This window comes from Leucogemmata humicola, from assembly GCF_055379415.1.
Genome location: NZ_AP040875.1, coordinates 4727787 through 4748220 on the forward strand (window position 1 = coordinate 4727787; position 20434 = coordinate 4748220).

Sequence of the window (20434 nt, forward strand, 5' to 3'; positions counted from 1 at the left end):
GCGTCCTTCTTGCTCGCATGACCGAGGCTGCTTGATTTCTGCCGAGCCGCCTCGGCTGTCTGCGTTCCTTCTCTAGCCCGTACGGCAACATGCTCAAGACCTCGCGTTTTCTACCGTTGGCGCTGTTCATTGCGGCGTTCGGAACGCCGCTGGCTGCCCAGGCGCCTGGCGCCCCGCGGCCATCGCCGGCGGCTCCCGTCTTTGACCCGACCGGCGTGGGCGACACGTCGATCTTTGCGCCGCTCAACTTGCCGACCGGAAACATGTTCCGAAGCGGCTCAGGGATGCCCGGCCCGCGCTACTGGCAGCAGCGCGCGGAATACGACCTCCACGGTACGCTCGACACCGCGAAGAAGTCGCTTCAAGGTGAGATGACGCTCCGCTACACGAACAACTCGCCGGACACATTGCGGTTCATCTGGTTCCAGGTCGAACAGAACGCCTTTAAGAACAACTCGCTCAACTCGTACGTCTTTCCGCCCGACTCGCGCTTTGGCGCGCGCAACTTCGAAGGCGGCGACATGTTGGACCGTTTCAATCAGGTGACGGCAACGGGAAAGACCGCCTCCAAGACGCGCGTCGACGGAACGGTCATGAAGGTCGATCTCGTGGCGCCGCTCGCGCCCGGGCAGACTGCGACGTTCGACGTCGCGTGGCACTTCAACATTCCCGAGCACGGCGCCGACCGCATGGGGCGCGACGGTGCGTTGTTCGAGCTCGCACAGTGGTATCCGCGTGTGTGCGTCTATGACGATCTGCGCGGATGGAACACCGAGCCCTATCTCGGACAAGGCGAGTTCTATCTCGAGTACGGCGACTTCAACCTCTCGGTCACGGTACCGGTTGGGTACATCGTCGCGGCCACAGGGACGTTGCAGAACGCGGCCGAAGTCCTCACGCCGACGCAGATCTCGCGACTGGCGCAGGCCGCCAAGTCCGAAGCAACCGTGAACATCATCACCGCCGATGAGCTGAAGAGCGGTGCCGCGCGGCCGAAGAAGTCGGGCATGCTCACCTGGCGCTTCAAAGCGCAGAACGTGCGCGACGCCGTGTGGGCCGCCTCGCCCGACTACATGTGGGACGCATCGAGCTGGAAGGGGCACATGGCCTTCGCCTACTACCGGCCGAGCGCGATCGACACGTGGAAGGAAGCGGCAGACATGTCGCGCATGTCGATTCAGGAATACTCGGAGCGCTGGTTCACGTATCCGTACCCGCAGATCAGCGCGGTCGAAGGTCCCATCAGCGGCATGGAGTATCCCATGGTCGCGATGGAAACGAAGAGCGCCGACAAGTACGAGCTGTACAACGTCGTGACGCACGAGATCGGCCACATGTGGTACCCGATGATCGTTGGGTCCAATGAGAGAATTCACATGTGGCAGGACGAAGGGTTCAACACCTTCATCAACTACTTCTCGGAAGCACGCCGGTATCCCGAAAAGGGCTCGTACGTCGAACGCGTTCGCAACGACCGCGAGCAGGTCGTGCAGTACATGCAGCACAACGTCGACGAGCCACTCGAGATCAACCCGGATCGCATCAACCCCGGCCTGCTCGGCGAAAACGCCTACGTGAAAACCGCGGTCGGGCTGGCGCTTTTGCGCGACGAAGTCCTCGGACCACCGGCCTTCGACGACGCGTTCCGCGAGTACACGCGGCGATGGGCATTCAGACATCCCGCGCCAGCGGACTTCTTCAAGACCATCGAAGACGTCTCGGGCAAGCGACTCGACTGGTTCTTCCGACAGTGGTTCCTCGAGAACCCGCACTTCGATCAGGCGATCGACAGTCTCGTGCAGAAGCAGGTGGGCGACGTCGATTCTGTCGCGGTGCTGTACACCAACCACGCACGTGGCGTGATGCCGATCCACGCGCGCTTCACCTTCACCGACGGATCGAAGCAGGATTTCGACTACCCAGCCGAAGTGTGGAGCACGAACACCACGTTCTACATTCGCCGATACGCCTTCGCTGGAAAGAAGGTCGCGAAGATCGAGGTCGATCCGGACAAACGAGTTCCCGATCAGGATCGCGCGAACAATGTGTGGCCGAGAGAAGCACCTTCGCCGGCCAAACCATAGCGGGTCGGCCGTTCTAGCGTTTTTTCGCTAGGATGGTTCCGCGACAGCGCGAAGCGCCGCAGTGACAGGGAAAGCGGCGCTTCGCGGCAGGTGTATGTCGCTCTTCGAGGATGTACGCGTAGTCGTACGCGAGCTCCTCGCCCGGTTCAATGTCGCGAATCGCATCGATCCAGATCCGGCCGTCTTCCACCACCGCGTCGCAGTTCGGATCGCATGAGTGGTTGATGAAGCGCGCGTCATTGCCGTCGACGGCGGCATCGATCACGATGTCGTCGTCGATCGCAAACAGATACGTGTGGTGCCGCTCGCCCTCGACATCCGGATATTGAGCTTCGGCCTCCGCCGGCGTGAGTCGCGCTCCCGCGTACTCGATGAGTCGAGTTCCAGCGGGAATGTGCCGCGTAGCGAATGCGCCAAACCCCTGGATGGGCGACGCACGGATCTCGAACGGACGATCAGACTCCGACACGCCTCGTCCCTCTAGATCGGCGTGGAGCGCTGCTCCACCTGCGTCACGCCGCCGGAAATGATGAACGCCATCACCGCCGCCGCGTCCGCATCGATTCGCTGAACGCGATCGGCGGGAACGACCAGAATGTGCCCCGCGAATCCGTATGACTGGGGCATGTATACGGTCACCGAGTTCGCGACACCGAGCGACGCAAGCGAGTCCGACGTGAGGAACGCGAGCACGCGAACGGCATGATCCTCCGACAGCGCCACGAGCACGGGCTTGTCGAATCTGCGCTTTTCACCGACGAACGCATTGAGCATGTCCTTCGCCGACGAATAGAGCAGTCGAACGAAGGGCAAACGCTCGAAAATTCGATCGAGTGCGCCGAGCAGGCTTCGCGTCACGAGGGTCGACGCGAGCGCGCCGACGAACGTGATGAGCACGATGGCCAGCAGAAAACCGACGCCGCGGATCGGGAGCCCGAGCCAGCTGTCGATCGTCGTGAAGATCATGACGCAGACGTAGAGCGTCAGCGCGAGCGGAACGACGACGACGAGTCCGCGTAGAAAGAAGTTGAAGAGCCGGGCCATTGCGGATGAAACGTAAGACCGCGCGCCCCACGCTGTAAGTCAGCCCGCTCCGCGACGAGCGCTACGGACGCATTCGCGCCGGCCGCACGCGGAGATACGCCGCGAGTCCGGCTGGCGTGCGTGTTCGGTAGATCTGATGCAGCGTCTCAGGGACGAGGTTCAACGTGCCGCGCACGCCGAGTCCGATCGAGGCGCCACGGACGAGCCGAACATCGCGCGTTGCGCCGAGCGACAGCGCGCGCACGGTGAATAGCTGCATCGGTTCGCCGCCGAGAAAGCCAAGATCGTCAGCACTCTTTTGCACCTGCTCCACTCGGCCGTAGATCGTCGTGCGCGGACTCAGGTCGAGCGAACTTTCGACGAGCGCGGCCGCCGACGCGGTGTACATCTTGGCGCCTGGTTCGTGGGTATGAAGGCGCGCCGAATGGTGGTGGATGTTGATGCCCCAGATCACGCCGTTCGACCACACGTTCCCGTCGCCGCGGTCGGTAACGGTGAGCGCGGACGCGCCCCAGCGTTGCATCCCCGTTGGGTCATCGAGGCGATCGTGCGCAAAGACGTATCCGCCCCACGCTGAAAGCGCGACGTTCTCGCTTGGCGCGGCCGTGATGCGCGCTGAATACGAGTCGAGCTTTGCGCCGTTGTAGTCGATGTTGAAGCGATAGTCGTCGGGCTCGCGCGCATTGAAGGCCGACCCTTCGAGCTTGATACGAGAGGTGTAAAGTCCAACGGTCATTACGCCGTCGCTCTGGTGTGTGGCGTCCTGCCAGTGATGCCCGATCGGCGCAAAGGGATCATTCTCCGCCGACGGCCGATGCATGTATGCCACCGGTCCGAGCGCCGGTTCTCCGGCGGCAGCAACGTAGAGCGACGCGGCGATGGTACTCGTAATCGGCCGATCGAATGCCGCGGCCAACTCGGTGATCAGGTCGTGCGGATGTTGGCGATTTACCAACCGCGCGCCCTCGAACGAGCCTCCGGTCTGAAGAAGCTCTGGGTAGCCCTGCCCGTCGACAACGAACGGTTGAAGGCTCGTCATGGCGTTGACGCGAAACAGCCCGCCGGCGATTGGCCGGAGCGCCATGAGCATCTCCCAATCGATGAGTCCTACCTGTCGATCTCCGCGAAAGGAGCCCTGATCGTCGTACTGGCCAAAGGCGCTGCCGTGCAGCATCAGCGTCCACGCACCGGGGTTGCTATGCAGTGCGAACATCGGCGACGCGACGGGAACCCAAGAAGTGCCGGAGCCGAAGCGTGAAAGCGGAATGCCCAGCGGTGCCACGAGCATCGATCCGTTGGCCATCTGCGACATGTCGTGCTGCGCGGCAAGCGGACGCTGCAGGAAGAACAGGGCGGCTGCAACGACGACGGCGAGTCGCGTTTTGACCACAAGCGACGGGAAGCGGGAGGCGGCTTTGTGATGCATGTTACGGATGCGTATCCGCCGGGGCGTTCGGCGGTTCCGTGAATGACAAATAGCGACGCCAACGGCTGTACTTTCGCGTAGATTCCCCGCCATGGCCAATCACGGTCCTGCCATTCGGCATCTCAAACGCGTCGACCCGGTGCTTGCCCGGGTCATCGAAGCAGTGGGTCCCTGCCGAATCCAGACACGCGGCGAGGGAACGCACTTCCAAGCGCTCACGCGGGCGATCGTCTTCCAGCAACTGTCTGGGAAAGCCGCGGGCACCATTCTTGGCCGCTTCAACGCACTATTCCCCGGTGACTCTCCTCTACCAGCCGCGGTGCTGGCGAAGAGCGACGAGGAACTTCGCGCGGTTGGTCTGTCGCGGCAAAAGATCGGGTACTTACGAGATCTGTCATCGAAGGTTGAAGACGGAACGCTTCCACTCGATTCGGTCGACTCGATGGCCGACGACGATTTGATCGAGCACCTCGTGCAGGTCAAAGGCATTGGCCGCTGGACCGCCCAGATGTTCCTCATGTTCCGGCTCGGCCGCCCCGACGTACTGCCAGAATTGGATTTAGGAATTCAAAACGCGGTGAAGCGCGCGTATCGCAAGCGGAAACGCCCGACACCGAAGGACATCACGAAGATCGGCGCGAAGTGGAGTCCGCATTCCTCTATCGCTTCGTGGTACCTGTGGCGATCGTTGGAAAACGGTGATGGACAGCTCGGAGCGGAGTAGCGCACAGTCGCTCGACGCCAGTGCGGCTGAGGCTGTTTCATCGCAAATTCCGCGATACGCACCGGAACATGAGTCGTCACTTGAACGGGTACGGACTCCTCCCTTTGCCGTGACTGCGTCAACCATCGATTCGCCGCCTGTAGCGCCGCGTTCGCTGCCTCTCGAGCGGAAATTACCGCTGCTGATTTTCGGCGTGCTGTCGCTGGTGCTCGTGCTCTCCCTCGGGATTTCGTACTACGAAGTCCGGCGCGCCGCGCAGCTGTCCGCGGGCGAACGCTTGACCAGTCTTTCGCGCGTGCTGTCATCGATGGCCGCCGACCCGCTCACCACACGCCTGATTCAAATGCGGCGTGTGGCGATGGACACGTTCGTCGCCAAGGCGCTGCGCACACCCGATCGTCCACCGAGTGCAGAAGCGAGCCGAGCATTGTCGGTGCTCATTGGCCGGACGGACAGTCTCACGCCTCCAGAGTTGTGGACGCCAGACGGCCGGCCAATCGGCGCCGTCAGGCTCGACACGCCAACGGATCTCCAGCGCTTCCAGGACGAGGTCCGCGCGCATACGCGAATCTCGGACACAGCGTACGTCGGGCAGATGTTCGTCGCCGGCGGCCACGCGTCGCTCTGGGCGGCCGTTCCCGTTCGTCAGGGCAACGAAATCCTCGGCTACGTCGCGCAACTGCGGCGAATCGGCACCAACTCGCGCGCCGTCCAAGCGATGCGCGATCTCATTGGGTCGGAGATCGGCTTCTTTCTCCGCAACGCCAATGGCGACGGTTGGTTTCGCATCACCGGAGAAGCTGCTGCTGGGCCGGCGGCCAGCCGGCCGTTCGCGAACGGTTTGCAACTGCTGACGCACGGCGACGCCGGGCTCGTGCTTGCATCGACGGCGTCGGTTCCTGGAACACCGCTCGCGGTGACGATCGAGCAGCCGATGAGTGCAATCCTCGAGCGACCACGCGCGACGATTCGCGCGTTGGGTACGATTGCCATTCTCCTCGCGATGCTGGGCGCCGTAATCGCGTGGATCATCGGACGACAGCTCGCGCGGCCCCTCGTGGAACTCACGGGCGCGGCAGAAGCGCTCGCGCGCGGAGACTACTCCGAACGCGTCACCACTCGCGGCACCGACGAGATAGGACGACTCGGCGCGGCGTTCAATCGCATGGCTGAGCGCGTGCAGGAGTCGTCTGAGTCGTCGACCGACGCGGTGCAACAGCTGACAAAGTCGGTCTCCACTCAGCTTTTCCTCGCCGAAGCGAGCCGCATTCTCGCGGGATCGCTCTCCGATCAGATTCTGCTCGCGGAACTCGCGCGCTACTGCGTTCCGCGCCTCGCGGACTACTGCACGGTCCACATCGCCGACGACGACGGTTCGCTACGCCGGATCGAAACGGTGCACTACGACGCCGCGAAACAGGAAGCTGTCCGCGACTTGGTGACTCGCTTCCAGTACCAGCTGGATGGTCCTGGCGAAGTGCCGAGTGCCATCCGAACGCAAGCCGCGGTCATGAAACCGGTTCTCGATCGAACATCGATCCTGAGCACGTTGACGGATCCGGTAACGATGCGGCTGTTCGACGACGTTGGCCCCACGTCGTTCCTGTGCGTTCCGCTCGTGGCGCGTGGTCGCGCGTTCGGAGCAATGTCGTTCACGATGACGGATTCCGGCCGAGTGTTCACGAGCGATGATTCCGATCTCGCCATGGAGCTCGCACATCGCACGGCAGTCGCGATCGACAATGCGCTGATTTACCGTCGCTCGCTTGCGCTGCGACTCGAAGCCGAAGCCGCCAGCAGCGCGAAGTCGGATTTCCTGGCCAAGATGAGCCACGAAATCCGTACGCCGATCAATGCGATGATGGGCTACGCCGAATTGCTCGAGATGGGAATCTCTGGGCCAGTCAGCGTATCGCAGGCCAAGCAGCTCAGCCGGATTCGCGCGAGCGGCGAGCATCTGACGTCGCTCGTCAACGAGATTCTGGATCTCGCAAAGATCGAAGCTGGGCGCATGAGCGTGGACCCGACGAACGCACGCGCTGGCGAAGCCATCGAGGTGTCGCTCGCGCTCGTTCGTCCGCAGGCGGCGTCGAAGGGCGTGGAACTCGCCACACGGATCGACGGCGCACCGACTCTGGAATATGTGGGCGATCCCCAGCGTGTTCAGCAAATCCTCACGAACCTGCTGTCCAACGCCGTGAAGTTCACGCCCCCCGGCGGCCGGGTGGTTCTGCGCTGCTCGACTTCGGCGCGCGCTGGATCGCACTCGGCCGAAGAATGGGCGTGCATCACGGTGGAGGACACCGGCGTTGGCATAGCCAGCGACGACTTGCAGCGAATTTTCGATCCGTTCGTGCAGGTCGAAGGCGGGTACACGCGAATGCAGGGCGGAACGGGGCTCGGACTCACGATTAGCCGGGCGCTCGCGCAGCTGATGGGCGGCGAGATCAGCGTCGAAAGCACCGTCGGCGAGGGATCGACCTTCACGTTGTGGCTTCCCTCACCGAGTTCCAGCCCGGTTCCTGCGTAGCTGACCATGATAAGCCCATTGCGGAGCTCGTCATGTACCAGCACGACGCGGCGAACGAGTCGCGAGCACGTCGCTTTTCCCGAACGCTAGTCGCGTTCGCACTCGCCTTAAGCCAAGCCGCACGACTGGGCGCACAGACCCCGGTCACTGATGCGCGGGACACGACGCACGCGCAGAGCCAGGCGCCGTTCTTCACCGAGAAGGATGCGCTTCTCGCTGGCGCATTCGTCGGCGCGACCTTCATCATGATCCCGCTCGATCGCCACATCGCGCAGCGACTGCAGGATTCGTCCACGCAGGCGAATCACTTTTTCAAGCGCGCCTCCACCGGCGTCGAGGCCATCGCGAGCCCAGGAGCGTACATCATCGGCGGAACGCTCTACGCCGTCGGCAAGATCGGAAAGTTCGATCGTGTTGCAGATCTCGGATGGCACGGCACCGAGGCAGTGCTGTTCGCTCAGGGGGTTACGTACGTCCTCAAAGGCTTCGTGGGCCGAGGCAGGCCCTTCCTCTCCAACGGAAAGGACGCCGACGACTTTCGCTTCGGAAAGGGATTCAGCTCGGGCGACTGGACATCGTTCCCTTCAGGACATTCGTCTACGGCGTTCGCGGCCGCAGCGGCCGTCACGAACGAGACGAGCAGATGGTGGCCGAGATCTGTGTGGGTCGTGGGACCGCTGATGTACGCTGGTGCGACGTCCGTGGGACTTTCACGGATGTATCACAACCGGCATTGGGGCAGCGATGTCTTGATCGGCGCAGCGATCGGAACGTTCAGCGGTCGAAAGGTCGTGCAGTATGCGCACGGACATCCCGGGAACCTGATCGATCGCGTGATACTACGTACTTCAGTGGTTCCCGACGGGAACGGCGGCGTGGCGCTCGCCTTTTCTTTCCCAAGGTGAGGCACGACGCGAAGGCAACAGCGGAGCCGAGCAGCCATCCGGCGAAGACGTCCGTCGCCCAGTGATCGTCGGCAATTACGCGATACGCACCCATGAGCGCAGGCACTCCGACGCCAAGGGCGACGGCGCGACGCTTGGAGATCAGTCGCTCGCGACGGAGCACGTACGCCGTCGTGAGCGCGAGCGCGGTCGCGCCGGTGGTGTGGCCGCTCGGAAAGCTGTCGAAGCGCGGGCGACCGTTACCGTACGGCCGCCGCCGGACGAAAATGAGCTTCGCCCCTCGGTGGGCTAGCCAACCGCACCACGCCGCCGTGACAATCGCGGGGCCACCGCGCCGCCCCCGTCGCCTGAGCCAATGCGCCGTCGCGTACGCGACGGTGATGTAGGTACCGGGCAGCCCGAGCGGAAAGAGTGGCGACAGAGCTGTAGCCGCAATCCGGGGCCCTCTTCGTTGCGCCGCCGCTCGAAAGTAGCGGTCAACCGTCGCCGGGCCATCGATCGATACGCGATTCACGCGGCCTGAAAGAGCACGTGCTGCGCCAGCCGAATCGAGTCGGCGTCAGCCTGAACACGGCGCTACAATTCGATGGACGTCTTCCCCTAATCGCATCATGCTCGACACTTCGACTCCGACCGAAATCACCGACCCGACGAACGCGCGAATCCTCGCCGTGTCGGAAGATCGTATCGCTGGTTTTCTGCTCGATCCGTTTGCTGAAATCGCGCGTCTCGCCGAGCTCGACGTTGCGACCGTGCACGAGCGACTGAGAGCAATGCTCGCGTCCGGCACGATCCGTCGCATCCGTCAGACGCTGATGGCGACGAATCTCGCGCCCGGTGCGCTCGTCGCGTGGCGCATCGACAACGACAAACTCGAGGCCGCCTTCGAGTTTCTCTGGAAGGATGATCCGTTCTCCGGTCACGTCGTCATCCGCTCGACGGACGCCGAGACGCCGGGCTCGGCGTATCGACTGTGGACGACATTGAAGGTGCCGCAGGGCTTCTCGATGACCGAGCATTGCGATCTGCTCAAGACGCGCATTGGCGCTGACGCCTATCGCATCATGCCCGCAAAGCGACTCTTCGCGCTCGGCGTAGGGCACATGCGTCGTCGCGGAATGGAGCCTGGCAGCAAGACCGAGGAACTCGGCCAGGTGCTCGACACGAACATCGTCGAATTGAGCGAGCTCGATTGGCGCGTACTCGAGCCGCTGAAGCGCGAGTTCGCTGTCGACGAGATTGGGGACAATCCTTGGGACGGACGCGCTGCGGAGGCCGGACTATCCGTCGATGAGTTCACACGCGTCGCCCGATCGCTCAACGAGCGCGGTGTGATCGGACGCTTTTCGACTTTCCTCGAGCACGTGAAACCGTCGACCGCGGGAACGCGCGTCACGCGATACAACGCGCTGTTTCACTGGCGCGTTCCGCCCGGCCGCGAGATCGAAGCGGGACGAGAAATTGGACGGCACCACATCCTGACGCACGCGTACTGGCGCGAAGGTGGAGAGGAGTTCGCGAACGTGAACATCATGGCAGTTGCGCACGGAACGGACAAAGCCACCGTGCTCGCGCACAAGGCTGCGATCGACGCGCATCTAGAATCGATCGGCATGCCGGTGTCGTACACGAACGTGTTCTGGGGCGGTCGCAGCGAGATCAAACCGTCAGAGATATCGCCGAGAGCCTACCGGGAGTGGCGCGCGGCGATAGAGGCTCGCGGTTAATCGCGATTGCTGAGGAGGTCGGCGGGAGAGGTCACAGGTCTCGGGTCTGAGGTCTCAGGGGAAACCAGTGACCAGTGACCAGAGACCTATTTTTCGTTACGGTACACCCGACCACCCTTCATCACGAACATCACTCGACGCAGCGCGGTGATGTCCTTCGTCGGGTCGCCCTGAACGGCGATGAGATCCGCCTGCAATCCCGGGGCGATCGATCCGAACTGATCGCTCATGTGAAGCGCCTCCGCGCCGAGTGACGTTGCCGATGTGATGGCGTCGATCGGCGACTGACCGCCGTCCTGAACACGACACACCAGCTCCTCGGCGTTGCGACCATGCGCGCCGGCGACGGCATCCGTGCCAAAGATGACTTTGAGTTTCGGTGTCTTCAGTGCGCGCTTGAACATTTCCGTGGCGATCGGAATGGCTTTCTCCATCGCGGCAAAACCTTCGGCGTTGTAGTTGCCGATCCCGTCGTACTTCGCCCGGTTGTCGAGATAGTTTCGGAAGACGAGACAGATCTGCGGATCGAAGTACACGCCGCGATCAGCCATCAACTTGAGCGACTCGTCGTCCGCGAACACGCCGTGTTCGATTTGATTGCACCCTGCGTTCACGGATGCCTTGATGCTCGCCGCGCTGTGCGCGTGGACCATCGTGCGAAGTCCCTGCGCTTTCGCTTCGCTGCAGATCGCCGAGAGCTGTTCGTCGGTCATCGTCTGTGCGCCGCCATCGCGAATGCTCGCCGATGCGAAGATCTTGATGACGTCCGCGCCCTCAGCCTTGCGACGACGCACGAGGGCACGAAGCGAGTCGGGTGTGAGGCGCGTCTGGCTCAGCGCCGTAAGCGACGTGATCACACGCGGGCCGGGAATCTGGCCAACGGCAATCCAGTCGCGCAGATCTTTGTCCTCGGGCGAACCAGGGCTCTGGATCGTCGTGAAGCCGGCCATGAGCGTGGCGTACGCGTTCGCCGTCGTCGACAGCATCGATTGGATCGGCGTGTCGCCGTCGCCATTCGTGTGATACCGACCCTGACGGTTGAAATACCACGTCAGGTGTGAGTGCGCGTCGATGAGACCGGGCAGGAGCGTGTAGCCCTTCAGGTCGTACGTCGCGACGCCTGACGCGGTCTTCGACACGCTCGTGATCTTGTCGCCGGTCACGACGACGGAACCGCCAGGAAGCACGTTACCGCGGCCGTCGAGAACTCGATCGGCGTGAATGACGATCGGCTTGGACTGCGTGGTCATGGTCTGAGCGTGAGCCAGAGATGACGCCGCGGCGACGGCGAGGAACAGCAACGAGCGCATGGGCGATCCGGGAATGGCGACGGGCGAGACAATACGTCTCGCCCGTCGCAGATGCAATGCGGTCGTGCTCGGTGCCGATTACGCGGCGTACACCTCGAACAGTCCCGCGGCGCCCATGCCGCCGCCGATGCACATCGTGACGAGGCCCGTTCCACCGCCCCGTTTTCCCAGTTCGTGGATGAGCTGTGTCGTGAGCTTGGCGCCGGTTGCGCCCAACGGATGCCCGAGGGCAATCGCGCCGCCGTTGACGTTCACCTTTTCCTCATCGAAACCAAGTTCGCGGACCACGGCTACGACCTGCGCCGCGAATGCTTCATTGAACTCGATCAGATCGAGGTCGTTGACGGTCAGCCCGGCGCGCTTGAGCGCTTTCGGAACCGCCTTGATTGGACCGACGCCCATGACATCTGGATCGACGCCCGCGGTCGCGAACGTGATGAAGCGAGCAAGCGGCTTGAGGCCAAGCTCCTTCGCGCGATCGGCCGTCATCAACAGCACCGCTGCCGCGCCGTCGGAGTACGGACTCGAATTGCCCGCGGTCACGGTGCCATTCGCCTTGAACGCAGGTCGAAGTTTTGCGAGGCCCTCCATGCTCGTGTCTGTACGCGGAAGCTCGTCGCGCCCGAACTCGGACGATGCCACGTGCTTGTCCTTGCCGTTCCACGACACGCGCTCGACGGGAATCGGTGTGATCTGCGAATCGAAGGTTCCGCTGTTTAGTGCAGCCGCGGCCTTCTGCTGACTCCCGAACGACCAGCGATCCTGATCCTCACGCGACACCTTCCATCGCGCCGCGACCCGCTCGGCGGTGAAGCCCATGCCGATATATGACTCGACGATTTCCGGATCGAGTCGCGTGTGGTAGCCCGACATCGGGACCTGGCTCATCATCTCGACGCCGCCGGCAAGCGCGACGTCAGCCATCCCGCTCATGATTTCCTGCGCGGCAAGAGCAACGCTCTGCAAGCCCGACGCGCAGAAGCGGTTGATCGTCGCAGACGGAACGTCGACAGGAAGTCCGGCGCGCAGCCATGACAGTCGTGCAACGTTCAAACCCTGCGTCGCTTCCGGCATCGCACAGCCCCAGAACACGTCGTCGATCGTGAGCGGGTCGATACCCGCTCGTTCGATCGCGGTCTTCATGAGGTGCGCCGATAGATCGACGGCGTGCACGTTCGCCAAACCGCCGTCCTTCTTGCCCTTGCCGACCGCGCTTCGCACGGCCGAAACAATCACCACGTCTTTCATGTCAAAACCTCCATCACACTTTCCAACACCGAGAGTCCGGCGTCTAGTTTCGCAGCGGCTTTCCAGTTCGGAGCGTGTAGGCCATTCGCTCCTGCGTTTCCTTCGTCCCCAACAATCGCAGAAACGCCTCGCGTTCGAGATCGAGGATGTCGCGCTCCGTCACCGGTCGCGGCGGTCCATCGCCGCCGGTGAGGATGTACGCGAGTTCGTGAGCGATCCGAACTTCATGTGTCGTAATCTGTCCCGCTTCACGCATCGCCCACACTGCGTACTTGAGGTTACCGAGCGCATCCTTGCCCATCGCGGTGATCGTCCGCGGCAATGGCGCTGCGTAGTCGGACGCGAGATCGACTACTCGAGCAACCGCGTCGGCAATCAGCCGATCTCGATTCATCGTGATGCGATCGACGTCGCGAAGCAGGCCGAGCCGCTTTGCCTCGAGCGCGCTCGTGCTCGTCGTCGCCATGGCGATGAGCTGGAAGGCACGGCGAACGGCCTCGAACGGATCAGCCTCGGAGTACGGCGTCAATTCGCTCGCAAAGCGGAACAGCAGTTCGGTCGTTCCGCCGCCCGCCGGAATCAAACCGACGCCAACCTCGACGAGCCCCATGTACAGCTCGGCGTGCGCCTGCACGCGGTCGGCGTGCAGTGAAAATTCACAGCCGCCGCCAAGCGTCAAACCGAACGGCGCCGCAACCACCGGAAAAGGTGAATAGCGAATGCGCTGCGCTGTATCCTGAAACACTCGCACTGCGTTCTCGAGCTGCTTCCAGTCGTTCGCCTGAATCAGCTTGAGCACCATCGAAAGATCGGCGCCCGCTGTGAAGGTGCGCGGATCGTCGTTGCCGATCACGAGTCCCGTGAGGCCGTCGCTCTCCACGCGATCGAGTGCGCGGTTCGTCATTTCGATGACGCCTGCGCCGAGCGTGTTCATCTTGCTGTGGAACTCGAGCACGGCAACGCCATTGCCTACATCGACGAGCGACGCATCCTCGTTGTGCTCGAGTACGTGTCGCGTGCGCTTGGCTGGCGTGTGAAGGTCAGCGAGTCGAATCTCACCAGCTTCGTGCGGGACTTCCTGATAGCCGCCGGTCAGCGACAGTACTTGCGTTCCATCGCTCGAGTAGAAGCCGTCGCGCACCTCGCGCAACAGCGCCGGCTCGTCGAGGCCAAGCTCGACGAATCCTCGGCGGAGGAAGTCGGCGCCCAGCATGTCCATCTGCTTGAAAGGACCGGCCTCCCAGGCGTATCCCCACTCGATGGCGTGATCGACCGCCGGAATATCGTAGGCGATCGCCGGCGTCGTGGTCAGAACGTAGTGCGAGAAGCGCAGTAAGTATTCTTTGACGAAGTCGCCTTCGCGATCCGCCCACTGTTTGATCGACGTGAAACGTTCGGCGGGCGTGAGCTTGGCGAGTCGCGCGAGTTCCGGCGTCTCCGGTTTCACCTGTGGCCGGTACTCGCCCGTCTTCCAATCGAGCGTGTGGATTTCCTTTCCAACGCGTTTGTAGAAACCGGCGCCGCTCTTCTCGCCAACCTGACCCTTCTTCACAAGGTCGAGCACCCACGGCGACAGCGAAAAATCTTCGCCAGTGGTCTCGCTGAGACCCTTGGTGACGTGGGCAATGATGTCGATGCCGGAAAGGTCAGCCGTTCGGAAGGTCGCCGACTTCGATCGCCCGGTGAGCACGCCGGTGAGCACATCGGCTTCATCGATCGTGAGACCGTGCTTTTCCATCATCCGAATGGCGAGCACCATTCCGTAGACGCCGAGTCTGTTGGCGACGAACCCGGGAACGTCCTTCGCGACGACGATGCCCTTGCCCAGGATGCGGTCGCTGAACCGGCGCGCCGTATCGATCGTTTCCTTGGATGTGTCCGCCGTTGGAATAATTTCGAGCAGATGCAGATAGCGCGGCGGATTGAAGAAGTGCATCCCGACGAAGCGCGACCGAAACCCTGCTGATCGGCCTTCGAGCAGCATCGTCATAGGAATGCCCGAGGTGTTCGACGCGACGATCGTGTGCTCCGGCAGGAGCCTCTCGAGTCGCTCGTACAGCGCACGCTTCGGTTCGACCTGTTCGATGATCGCTTCGATCACGAGGTCGCACGTGGCCAGCTTCGCGAGATCGTCCTCGGTATTTCCTATTTCGATCGACGACGCCCGCGACGCGTCCATGAACGCGGCTGGCTTCGACTTTCGCGACCGCTCGAAGCCGCCGCGCACGATCGCGTTGCGATCTCCGCTCGGCGCGGGCACGTCGAGCAGCGTGACCGGAATTCCGGCCGACGCCGCCAATGCCGCGATCCCGCCGCCCATCGTCCCTGCGCCCACCACCCCCAGTCTGCGAATTCGCATTGGCTTCTTCCCTTGCTCCTTTCGCGCGTGCGCGCTTACGGCGTTCCGAATGGATCTCCCGGTGGCGCAATGGACGGTGCCGAGAACTTGGGAAGTTCGCGCTTGTCGATCCACCGGCCAAAATCGTTGACGATCGAGAGCCAGAGCGCCCGGTCGTCGTCACCCTTCGCCGCACTCTGCTTGGTCCGTGCCCGCGCGCGCAAGTCGGCAACTTTGAGTTCGGCCATCGCTCGCACCTGCGGCGCCGCCTCGGCGTCTGCTGCCAGCATCAATAGCTTTTCGGCAACAGCACGCTGCGTGACTCGCTGAATGGCGGCCAGCTTGGGAGTTGCCGGCGCCGGCGCGTCCCAGGTTGCCGCGACGAGCGCGTCGATCGATCCACCGAGCGTGAGATGCGGTCCCGGCCCTCGCGTGGCGAACTCGACCAGACGCGCTGCGCGATCCCGCTGCAGCAGCATGTCGAGAATCATCTGCGAGAGCGACTGCGCTGCACCGAGCTCGTCGAATGCTGGACGAGTCTTGCTCGCGAACAGTTCCACCGAAGGCGTGACGTTCGCTGCCCCAGGGGCCATCAGTGTGAGAACCGTATCGGGGATCGCGAGCTCTTCGGGCTTGAGGGCATCGAGAATCGAGCGCAGCGCATCCATCTGCTGCTGATAGGCAACGGGGCGCGTGGCCTGCTGACCGTCACCTCGCACAGCGTTGCTGTACTCCATGCCGCCGATTGCTTTCGACGTTCCGTTGAGCGCGAAGCGCTGCATGAAGTACACGGGAACGAAACGCTCCTGCAACAGCGTGATCGGCTCGCCGACGCGAATGTTGCGCTCGCCGAAGTTCTTGATCGCCACGCGACGGACGGCCGTTTCGTGTTTGAGGAACTCGAGCGGCGTCGCCGCGTCATCCCACAAATTCACGCGCGGATCCGATCCATACTCCGGCCGAGCGTCGGCGTCGGAGAGGTAGAGAAAATTCCTCTTCAGGCCGTCGGCGACGATCGCGCGCAGCGAGTCCGACTCAGTACCCGCCGGGAAGATTCCGTAGCCCCAGTGAATCGCCCACACGTCGTACGCGCCCGGTCCAACCGCATACGCCGACGAAATGTCGATGCGACCGTTTGCGTCCAATCGCACGCGCGGCGGCGGATAGTCCATCACCGATCCGCGCTCGTACGTCGACGCGATGTAGTTGTGAGCGAGTCCGAGCGTATGTCCCGTTTCGTGCGCGCTCACCTGTCGCACACGTGCAAGCACGAAGGCTGTGTCGGCCGGCGACGCGTTCGCGCCCATCAACCCGGCATACAGGTTGTAATCAGTACGCGCGCGATGAGAATCCAGTCGAGCCATGCCTTTGATCATCTCGCCCGTGCGCGGATCGGTGAGCGCGCCGCCAACCGACCATCCGCGCTCGTTGCGATTCTCCCACTGCACAACGTTGTACCGAGCGTCCATGGGATCGACGCCTTCCGGCAACAGATCGACAACGAAACCACCCTTGAGCCCCGCGCGGTCGAACGCCTGCTCCCACCATTTGACGCCCTGCAGCGTTGCGGTACGAATCGGCTCCGGAATCCCGCGATCGATGTAGTACCGGATCGGCTCTTTGATCGGAGAATTGGGATCGTTCGGATTCACCCGTTCCAGGCGATGTCGCGACGCCCACTGCACCTGAAGGCGCTCCTGGATCGGCCGCGAGTAATCCTTGAACGAAATGCCGAAGAACCCAACGCGCGGGTCGAGCGCGCGCGGATGGAAGCCCGCGTCGGGCAGCTTCAGGAAACTCATATGCTGGCGCAGCGAAAAAGCGCGCCCATCGGGAACGATGGATTCGATCGTTCCACCAGGCCGGCCAGTCGTGGCATACGTCAGAGCGACGTCGACTTCGGTGTTCTCGGGAAACGCCTTGGTGTACGGCTTGTTGATCGTCGAGCGATCGCGCGCCACGACATAGGTGCCCTGCTGCGACCGCGCCAACGTGCCAACCACGTCGTTCCAGTCGCGCATGGCGAGATCGGTTGCGTCCACCAGAAGCCGGCCACCTTCGTCCGCCAACAGCGGCAATCCCGCTACGGTGCTCGACGGAAACGCCTCGGCCACGGTCCGCGCATGGTCGGCGTTGCCCGAGGTGCTTCGGTACGCCCAATTCTCCAGCACCACCAGCACGCGTTCACCGTCGCGATCGAAGCGAACGACGTCCGTGGACCCGCTCGAACCGCGGTCGATCCCTATCGGATTTGAACCCAGGCCCGTTGCCTGGGTAATCATTAGGAGGGCTCGCGTCGAGTCGCGCGGCAGTTCCAGGAGGATGCGACCCTGCCTCGGGTCGAGATAGATTGGTAGGAAGCCGTCTCGACGATCCATTCCTGCGGTCCGAGCGGCGATAGATGTCGCGACTGGCGCCGATGTTGCTTGCGCGATGGCCGTGAAAGGAGCAGCAAAGGTCGCCGAGACCAGAAGCGCGACGATTGGTCGCCGGGGTAGTGATATCATCGGGGGTCTTCTCTCAAATGCTTCGTGAGGGTTCGGTGCGCTTTAGTACTCTAGGATCTATTGCACTGCTCGGCGCTTTCGCCGCCTGCGCGAGTGGTGGTCCCCATCATTTCGGGCAATACGCTGATCTGTCTCCCAAGGTCGCGTCGCAGGTTGGCGAGCGGTTGCCGCAACATCTGACGGTTCAGGTCGGGCGACCGGCCAACGTTGCCGTCTTTCTCGTCGTTCCCGGGCGGGGGAGCACGCTGCTCTTCCCGGCCGACTCGGTTCAGAGTGGTTTCGTCGAGGCAGGATCGCATCTCGTCGAAACTACGCTTGGACGCAACGCGCTCAGCGACACGTCAAAGCTGATTCGCCGGCCTCAAGGCCAACAGGGCCCGCCGGGAACTCGTCCGACGACGCAGGCTCGTGGGAACGGCCGCGTGAATGGGCGCGACACCGTGCCGGCGTTCGGGTTCAACCAACACGGCTACCTGCTCATCTTCGCCTCGCAGAGCGCGATGCCGTACTCGATTCTGTCGACGCGAGTATCCGGCATCTCGATTCCGATCGAGGACGGCGATGCGCTGAACACGGTGACGAAGCTGATTCGTCAGTCGACGAAGCAGAACGGTCCCTGGGCGGCTTTCGCGACAGATTTTCCGCCCTGAGTTAGACCTTTCAAATCCTTGAAAGACGACGGGCGCGGATTCCTCTCGAATCCGCGCCCGTCGCTTTTCCAGCCTGAGACTCCCGGCCGACCCGGTATCAGCCAGTTACTTGTCGGTGGTGCCCTTGAGGATTCCCTCGCGAATTCGCACGGCCTTCGGCGACGCCGTCGAACTGGCCTCCACAACGGTCTCGCCCGGGCCGAATTGCAGCTTCCCGTCGAGGGGAATGACGTCGCCGCCGCGCTTCACCTTGATCATCAACGGTGACCCCTCGGTCATCGAGCCATACTTGGCGCGTAGCTTCGCTCCGAACTGCTGATCGTCGACGATGATGTCGCCCACCGACACGAGATAGTCGCCCGGTTTGACACCAGCTGCCGCGGCCGAGCCGCCATCGACCACGTTGGCGATGAGGACTCCGTTTGCGTCCTGCTGCGTAAGAACGCCCAACCGCGGCACGCGCTCCTGACGTACGCGCAGGCCGACCATGGGCAGAATGCTGTCCCACGGGAACGGCTGGCGCCCGTCGATATACCGCGCGTTGAACGCCGCGAACGACTTGCCGCCCGCAGCGGACGAAACGGCGGCCCACCATTCCGTGGGCGTGAATCCGCGGCCGCGCTTGTACGTGGAGTCGTAGAGCAAGCGCATCACGCCGTCGAGCGAGCGCTTGTTGTCGCTCGCGTCGCGAATCATCACGTCGAGCATCAGCCCGGCGAGCGAACCTTTCGGATAGTAGATGTACGCGGTTCCGTCGACGGGATGAACCCAGGTATTCAGCGACGCGTCTTCAAGTGACACCGGCGTCGTATTCATCACCTCGTTCATCTTCTCGGCGGTCAGCGCATAAAAGCCCTTCTCGTCGATCACCCCGCCACGAACCTCGGCGAGGTCGGCGTAGTAGTCGGTGATTCCTTCGGACACCCAGAGCCACGGCGTCGGCTGCGAACGAGAGTATTTGTATGGCCAGAGGTCCGACGGACGCAGTCGCTTCACATTCCACGAATGGAAGATCTCGTGAGCGTAGAGTGACGGCTGGAATTCACTACCAACGTACGACGGTGCGAGGACGTCGACGTGTGAGCTCTGATGCTCGAGACCACTCGCGCCGCCGTAGGCGGAATCGACGATCTGCATGACCGTGTAGCTCGTCCACGGTGTCTCACCAAATACGGCGCTCTCGGGCGGGATCACGCGCTTCAATTGGTCCCACGCGGTTTGGCGGAGTTGGCCAGACACTGAGCCGGCCGGATATGTAGCCAGTCGCACCCATCGGTTCACGATGCGCGCGCTATCGAGATCGAAATGCCCCACGAAAAAGGGCATGTCGACGAGGTCATGATAGTTTGTTGCCGTGAAGCTGCGTGGCGTGGTACCGACGGACATGCTCGTCGCCACGTTCCAATCCGCCTCGGTGTGCACCGCAACCGTCGCGGGGAAGTCGAGCGAGCTGCCCTCGGGGTACAGAAACAGGTTCGTCCCGTTGAACAGCAGAAAATCCGGCTTCGCCCAGGACATCGCGTTGTCGAGCGTATCCGCATGGTACTTGAAGCTCACGCGGACCGACTTGGCACCGGCGGGGCGAATGCGCCACGTGTCGTAGTCCAGTTTGTCCGACACCAACGGCTTTCCGTCTTCATTCGCTGCTTCGAAGCCGTCGACCCACCGGACGAAGTTGCTGATCTCGTATGCACCGGGCGTCCACGCAGGCAGCGACAACACAACTGGCGTGGATCCCGATGTCGCAAACGTCATCGCGACATCAATGATCCGGCGCGTGCCGTTCGACTTCATGAACGTCACGTCGTAGCGGATGTCGCGGATTGGCGCCGACACGCTGTCGCGGTTCGGTTGCTGCGCGGCGAGAGTTCCGGTTCCGAGGACCGCGAGCACGGCGGCGATTGAGAATCGTGTCATGCGCCGAAAGCTACTCATTCCGGG

At 62.8% G+C, this 20434-nt stretch carries 14 protein-coding genes and 1 pseudogene; 6 read left to right on the forward strand and 9 right to left on the reverse strand.

The genetic code is table 11. From position 1 onward, the window contains the following. The first annotated feature begins 89 nt into the window (after window positions 1-89). The gene (locus AC6H4Z_RS20255; protein ID WP_497543778.1) at window positions 90-2084 is read left to right on the forward strand and encodes a M1 family metallopeptidase; all 1995 of its coding nucleotides are present in this window, start codon (window positions 90-92) and stop codon (window positions 2082-2084) included. Between the two features lie 13 nt (window positions 2085-2097). Here the strand turns inward: AC6H4Z_RS20255 and AC6H4Z_RS20260 are convergent, their stop codons facing one another. From AC6H4Z_RS20260 to AC6H4Z_RS20270, 3 genes are all read right to left on the reverse strand, one after another. After that, window positions 2098-2553: an SET domain-containing protein gene (locus tag AC6H4Z_RS20260; protein ID WP_497543779.1), complete on the reverse strand. Its 456-nt coding sequence runs from the start codon at window positions 2551-2553 to the stop codon at window positions 2098-2100. A gap of 11 nt (window positions 2554-2564) precedes the next feature. Then, window positions 2565-3128, reverse strand: coding sequence for a DUF502 domain-containing protein (locus AC6H4Z_RS20265; RefSeq protein WP_497543780.1), 564 nt, complete (start codon window positions 3126-3128; stop codon window positions 2565-2567). 61 nt (window positions 3129-3189) lie between these two features. After that, a complete protein-coding gene (locus AC6H4Z_RS20270; protein WP_497543781.1) occupies window positions 3190-4554 on the reverse strand; it encodes a hypothetical protein in 1365 nt (454 codons plus the stop codon). A 91-nt stretch (window positions 4555-4645) separates the two neighbouring features. Here AC6H4Z_RS20270 and AC6H4Z_RS20275 point away from each other — a divergent pair, with 91 nt between their 5' ends. From AC6H4Z_RS20275 to AC6H4Z_RS20285, 3 genes are all read left to right on the forward strand, one after another. Then, on the forward strand, window positions 4646-5278 hold the full coding sequence (locus tag AC6H4Z_RS20275) for a DNA-3-methyladenine glycosylase family protein (protein WP_497543782.1): 633 nt from the start codon (window positions 4646-4648) through the stop codon (window positions 5276-5278). Window positions 5279-5387: 109 nt separating this feature from the next. After that, window positions 5388-7808: an ATP-binding protein gene (locus tag AC6H4Z_RS20280; protein WP_497543783.1), complete on the forward strand. Its 2421-nt coding sequence runs from the start codon at window positions 5388-5390 to the stop codon at window positions 7806-7808. Between the two features lie 32 nt (window positions 7809-7840). Continuing rightward, complete coding sequence (locus AC6H4Z_RS20285) at window positions 7841-8713, forward strand: phosphatase PAP2 family protein (protein WP_497543784.1); 873 nt, start codon at window positions 7841-7843, stop codon at window positions 8711-8713. 46 nt (window positions 8714-8759) lie between these two features. Here AC6H4Z_RS20285 and AC6H4Z_RS20290 read toward each other — a convergent pair. Then, window positions 8760-9227 (reverse strand): annotated as a pseudogene (locus AC6H4Z_RS20290) (phosphatase PAP2 family protein); the annotation flags it as partial. Window positions 9228-9324: 97 nt separating this feature from the next. Here AC6H4Z_RS20290 and AC6H4Z_RS20295 point away from each other — a divergent pair. Beyond that, window positions 9325-10440 carry an Lrp/AsnC family transcriptional regulator gene (locus AC6H4Z_RS20295; RefSeq protein ID WP_497543785.1) on the forward strand — a complete coding sequence of 372 codons (1116 nt, stop codon included), beginning with the start codon at window positions 9325-9327 and terminating at the stop codon, window positions 10438-10440. A gap of 86 nt (window positions 10441-10526) precedes the next feature. Here the strand turns inward: AC6H4Z_RS20295 and AC6H4Z_RS20300 are convergent, their stop codons facing one another. The 4 genes from AC6H4Z_RS20300 to AC6H4Z_RS20315 form a co-directional block, all read right to left on the reverse strand. After that, a complete protein-coding gene (locus AC6H4Z_RS20300) occupies window positions 10527-11750 on the reverse strand; it encodes an amidohydrolase family protein (RefSeq protein WP_497543786.1) in 1224 nt (407 codons plus the stop codon). 78 nt (window positions 11751-11828) lie between these two features. Beyond that, window positions 11829-12998: a thiolase family protein gene (locus AC6H4Z_RS20305; protein ID WP_497543787.1), complete on the reverse strand. Its 1170-nt coding sequence runs from the start codon at window positions 12996-12998 to the stop codon at window positions 11829-11831. Window positions 12999-13041: 43 nt separating this feature from the next. After that, window positions 13042-15357 carry a 3-hydroxyacyl-CoA dehydrogenase/enoyl-CoA hydratase family protein gene (locus AC6H4Z_RS20310; RefSeq protein ID WP_497543788.1) on the reverse strand — a complete coding sequence of 772 codons (2316 nt, stop codon included), beginning with the start codon at window positions 15355-15357 and terminating at the stop codon, window positions 13042-13044. A gap of 35 nt (window positions 15358-15392) precedes the next feature. Next, the gene (locus AC6H4Z_RS20315) at window positions 15393-17618 is read right to left on the reverse strand and encodes a zinc-dependent metalloprotease (RefSeq protein WP_497543789.1); all 2226 of its coding nucleotides are present in this window, start codon (window positions 17616-17618) and stop codon (window positions 15393-15395) included. Window positions 17619-17860: 242 nt separating this feature from the next. Here AC6H4Z_RS20315 and AC6H4Z_RS20320 point away from each other — a divergent pair, with 242 nt between their 5' ends. Continuing rightward, window positions 17861-18493 (forward strand): hypothetical protein, encoded by a 633-nt coding sequence (locus AC6H4Z_RS20320; RefSeq protein WP_497543790.1) that lies wholly within the window; start codon window positions 17861-17863, stop codon window positions 18491-18493. Window positions 18494-18598: 105 nt separating this feature from the next. On the opposite strand, the gene AC6H4Z_RS20325 is transcribed toward AC6H4Z_RS20320, so the two are convergent. Continuing rightward, window positions 18599-20410 (reverse strand): M61 family metallopeptidase, encoded by a 1812-nt coding sequence (locus AC6H4Z_RS20325; RefSeq protein WP_497543791.1) that lies wholly within the window; start codon window positions 20408-20410, stop codon window positions 18599-18601. Window positions 20411-20434 lie beyond the last annotated feature (24 nt).

Coding starts and splice junctions, on each gene's coding strand:
- AC6H4Z_RS20270 (WP_497543781.1), bottom strand. CDS start 4,554: ATGCATCACAAAGCCGCCTCCCGCTTCCCGTCGCTTGTGGTCAAAACG.
- AC6H4Z_RS20315 (WP_497543789.1), bottom strand. CDS start 17,618: ATGATTACCCAGGCAACGGGCCTGGGTTCAAATCCGATAGGGATCGAC.
- AC6H4Z_RS20325 (WP_497543791.1), bottom strand. CDS start 20,410: ATGACACGATTCTCAATCGCCGCCGTGCTCGCGGTCCTCGGAACCGGA.
- AC6H4Z_RS20320 (WP_497543790.1), top strand. CDS start 17,861: ATGCTTCGTGAGGGTTCGGTGCGCTTTAGTACTCTAGGATCTATTGCA.
- AC6H4Z_RS20300 (WP_497543786.1), bottom strand. CDS start 11,750: ATGCGCTCGTTGCTGTTCCTCGCCGTCGCCGCGGCGTCATCTCTGGCT.
- AC6H4Z_RS20275 (WP_497543782.1), top strand. CDS start 4,646: ATGGCCAATCACGGTCCTGCCATTCGGCATCTCAAACGCGTCGACCCG.
- AC6H4Z_RS20285 (WP_497543784.1), top strand. CDS start 7,841: ATGTACCAGCACGACGCGGCGAACGAGTCGCGAGCACGTCGCTTTTCC.
- AC6H4Z_RS20295 (WP_497543785.1), top strand. CDS start 9,325: ATGCTCGACACTTCGACTCCGACCGAAATCACCGACCCGACGAACGCG.
- AC6H4Z_RS20305 (WP_497543787.1), bottom strand. CDS start 12,998: ATGAAAGACGTGGTGATTGTTTCGGCCGTGCGAAGCGCGGTCGGCAAG.
- AC6H4Z_RS20265 (WP_497543780.1), bottom strand. CDS start 3,128: ATGGCCCGGCTCTTCAACTTCTTTCTACGCGGACTCGTCGTCGTCGTT.
- AC6H4Z_RS20310 (WP_497543788.1), bottom strand. CDS start 15,357: ATGCGAATTCGCAGACTGGGGGTGGTGGGCGCAGGGACGATGGGCGGC.
- AC6H4Z_RS20255 (WP_497543778.1), top strand. CDS start 90: ATGCTCAAGACCTCGCGTTTTCTACCGTTGGCGCTGTTCATTGCGGCG.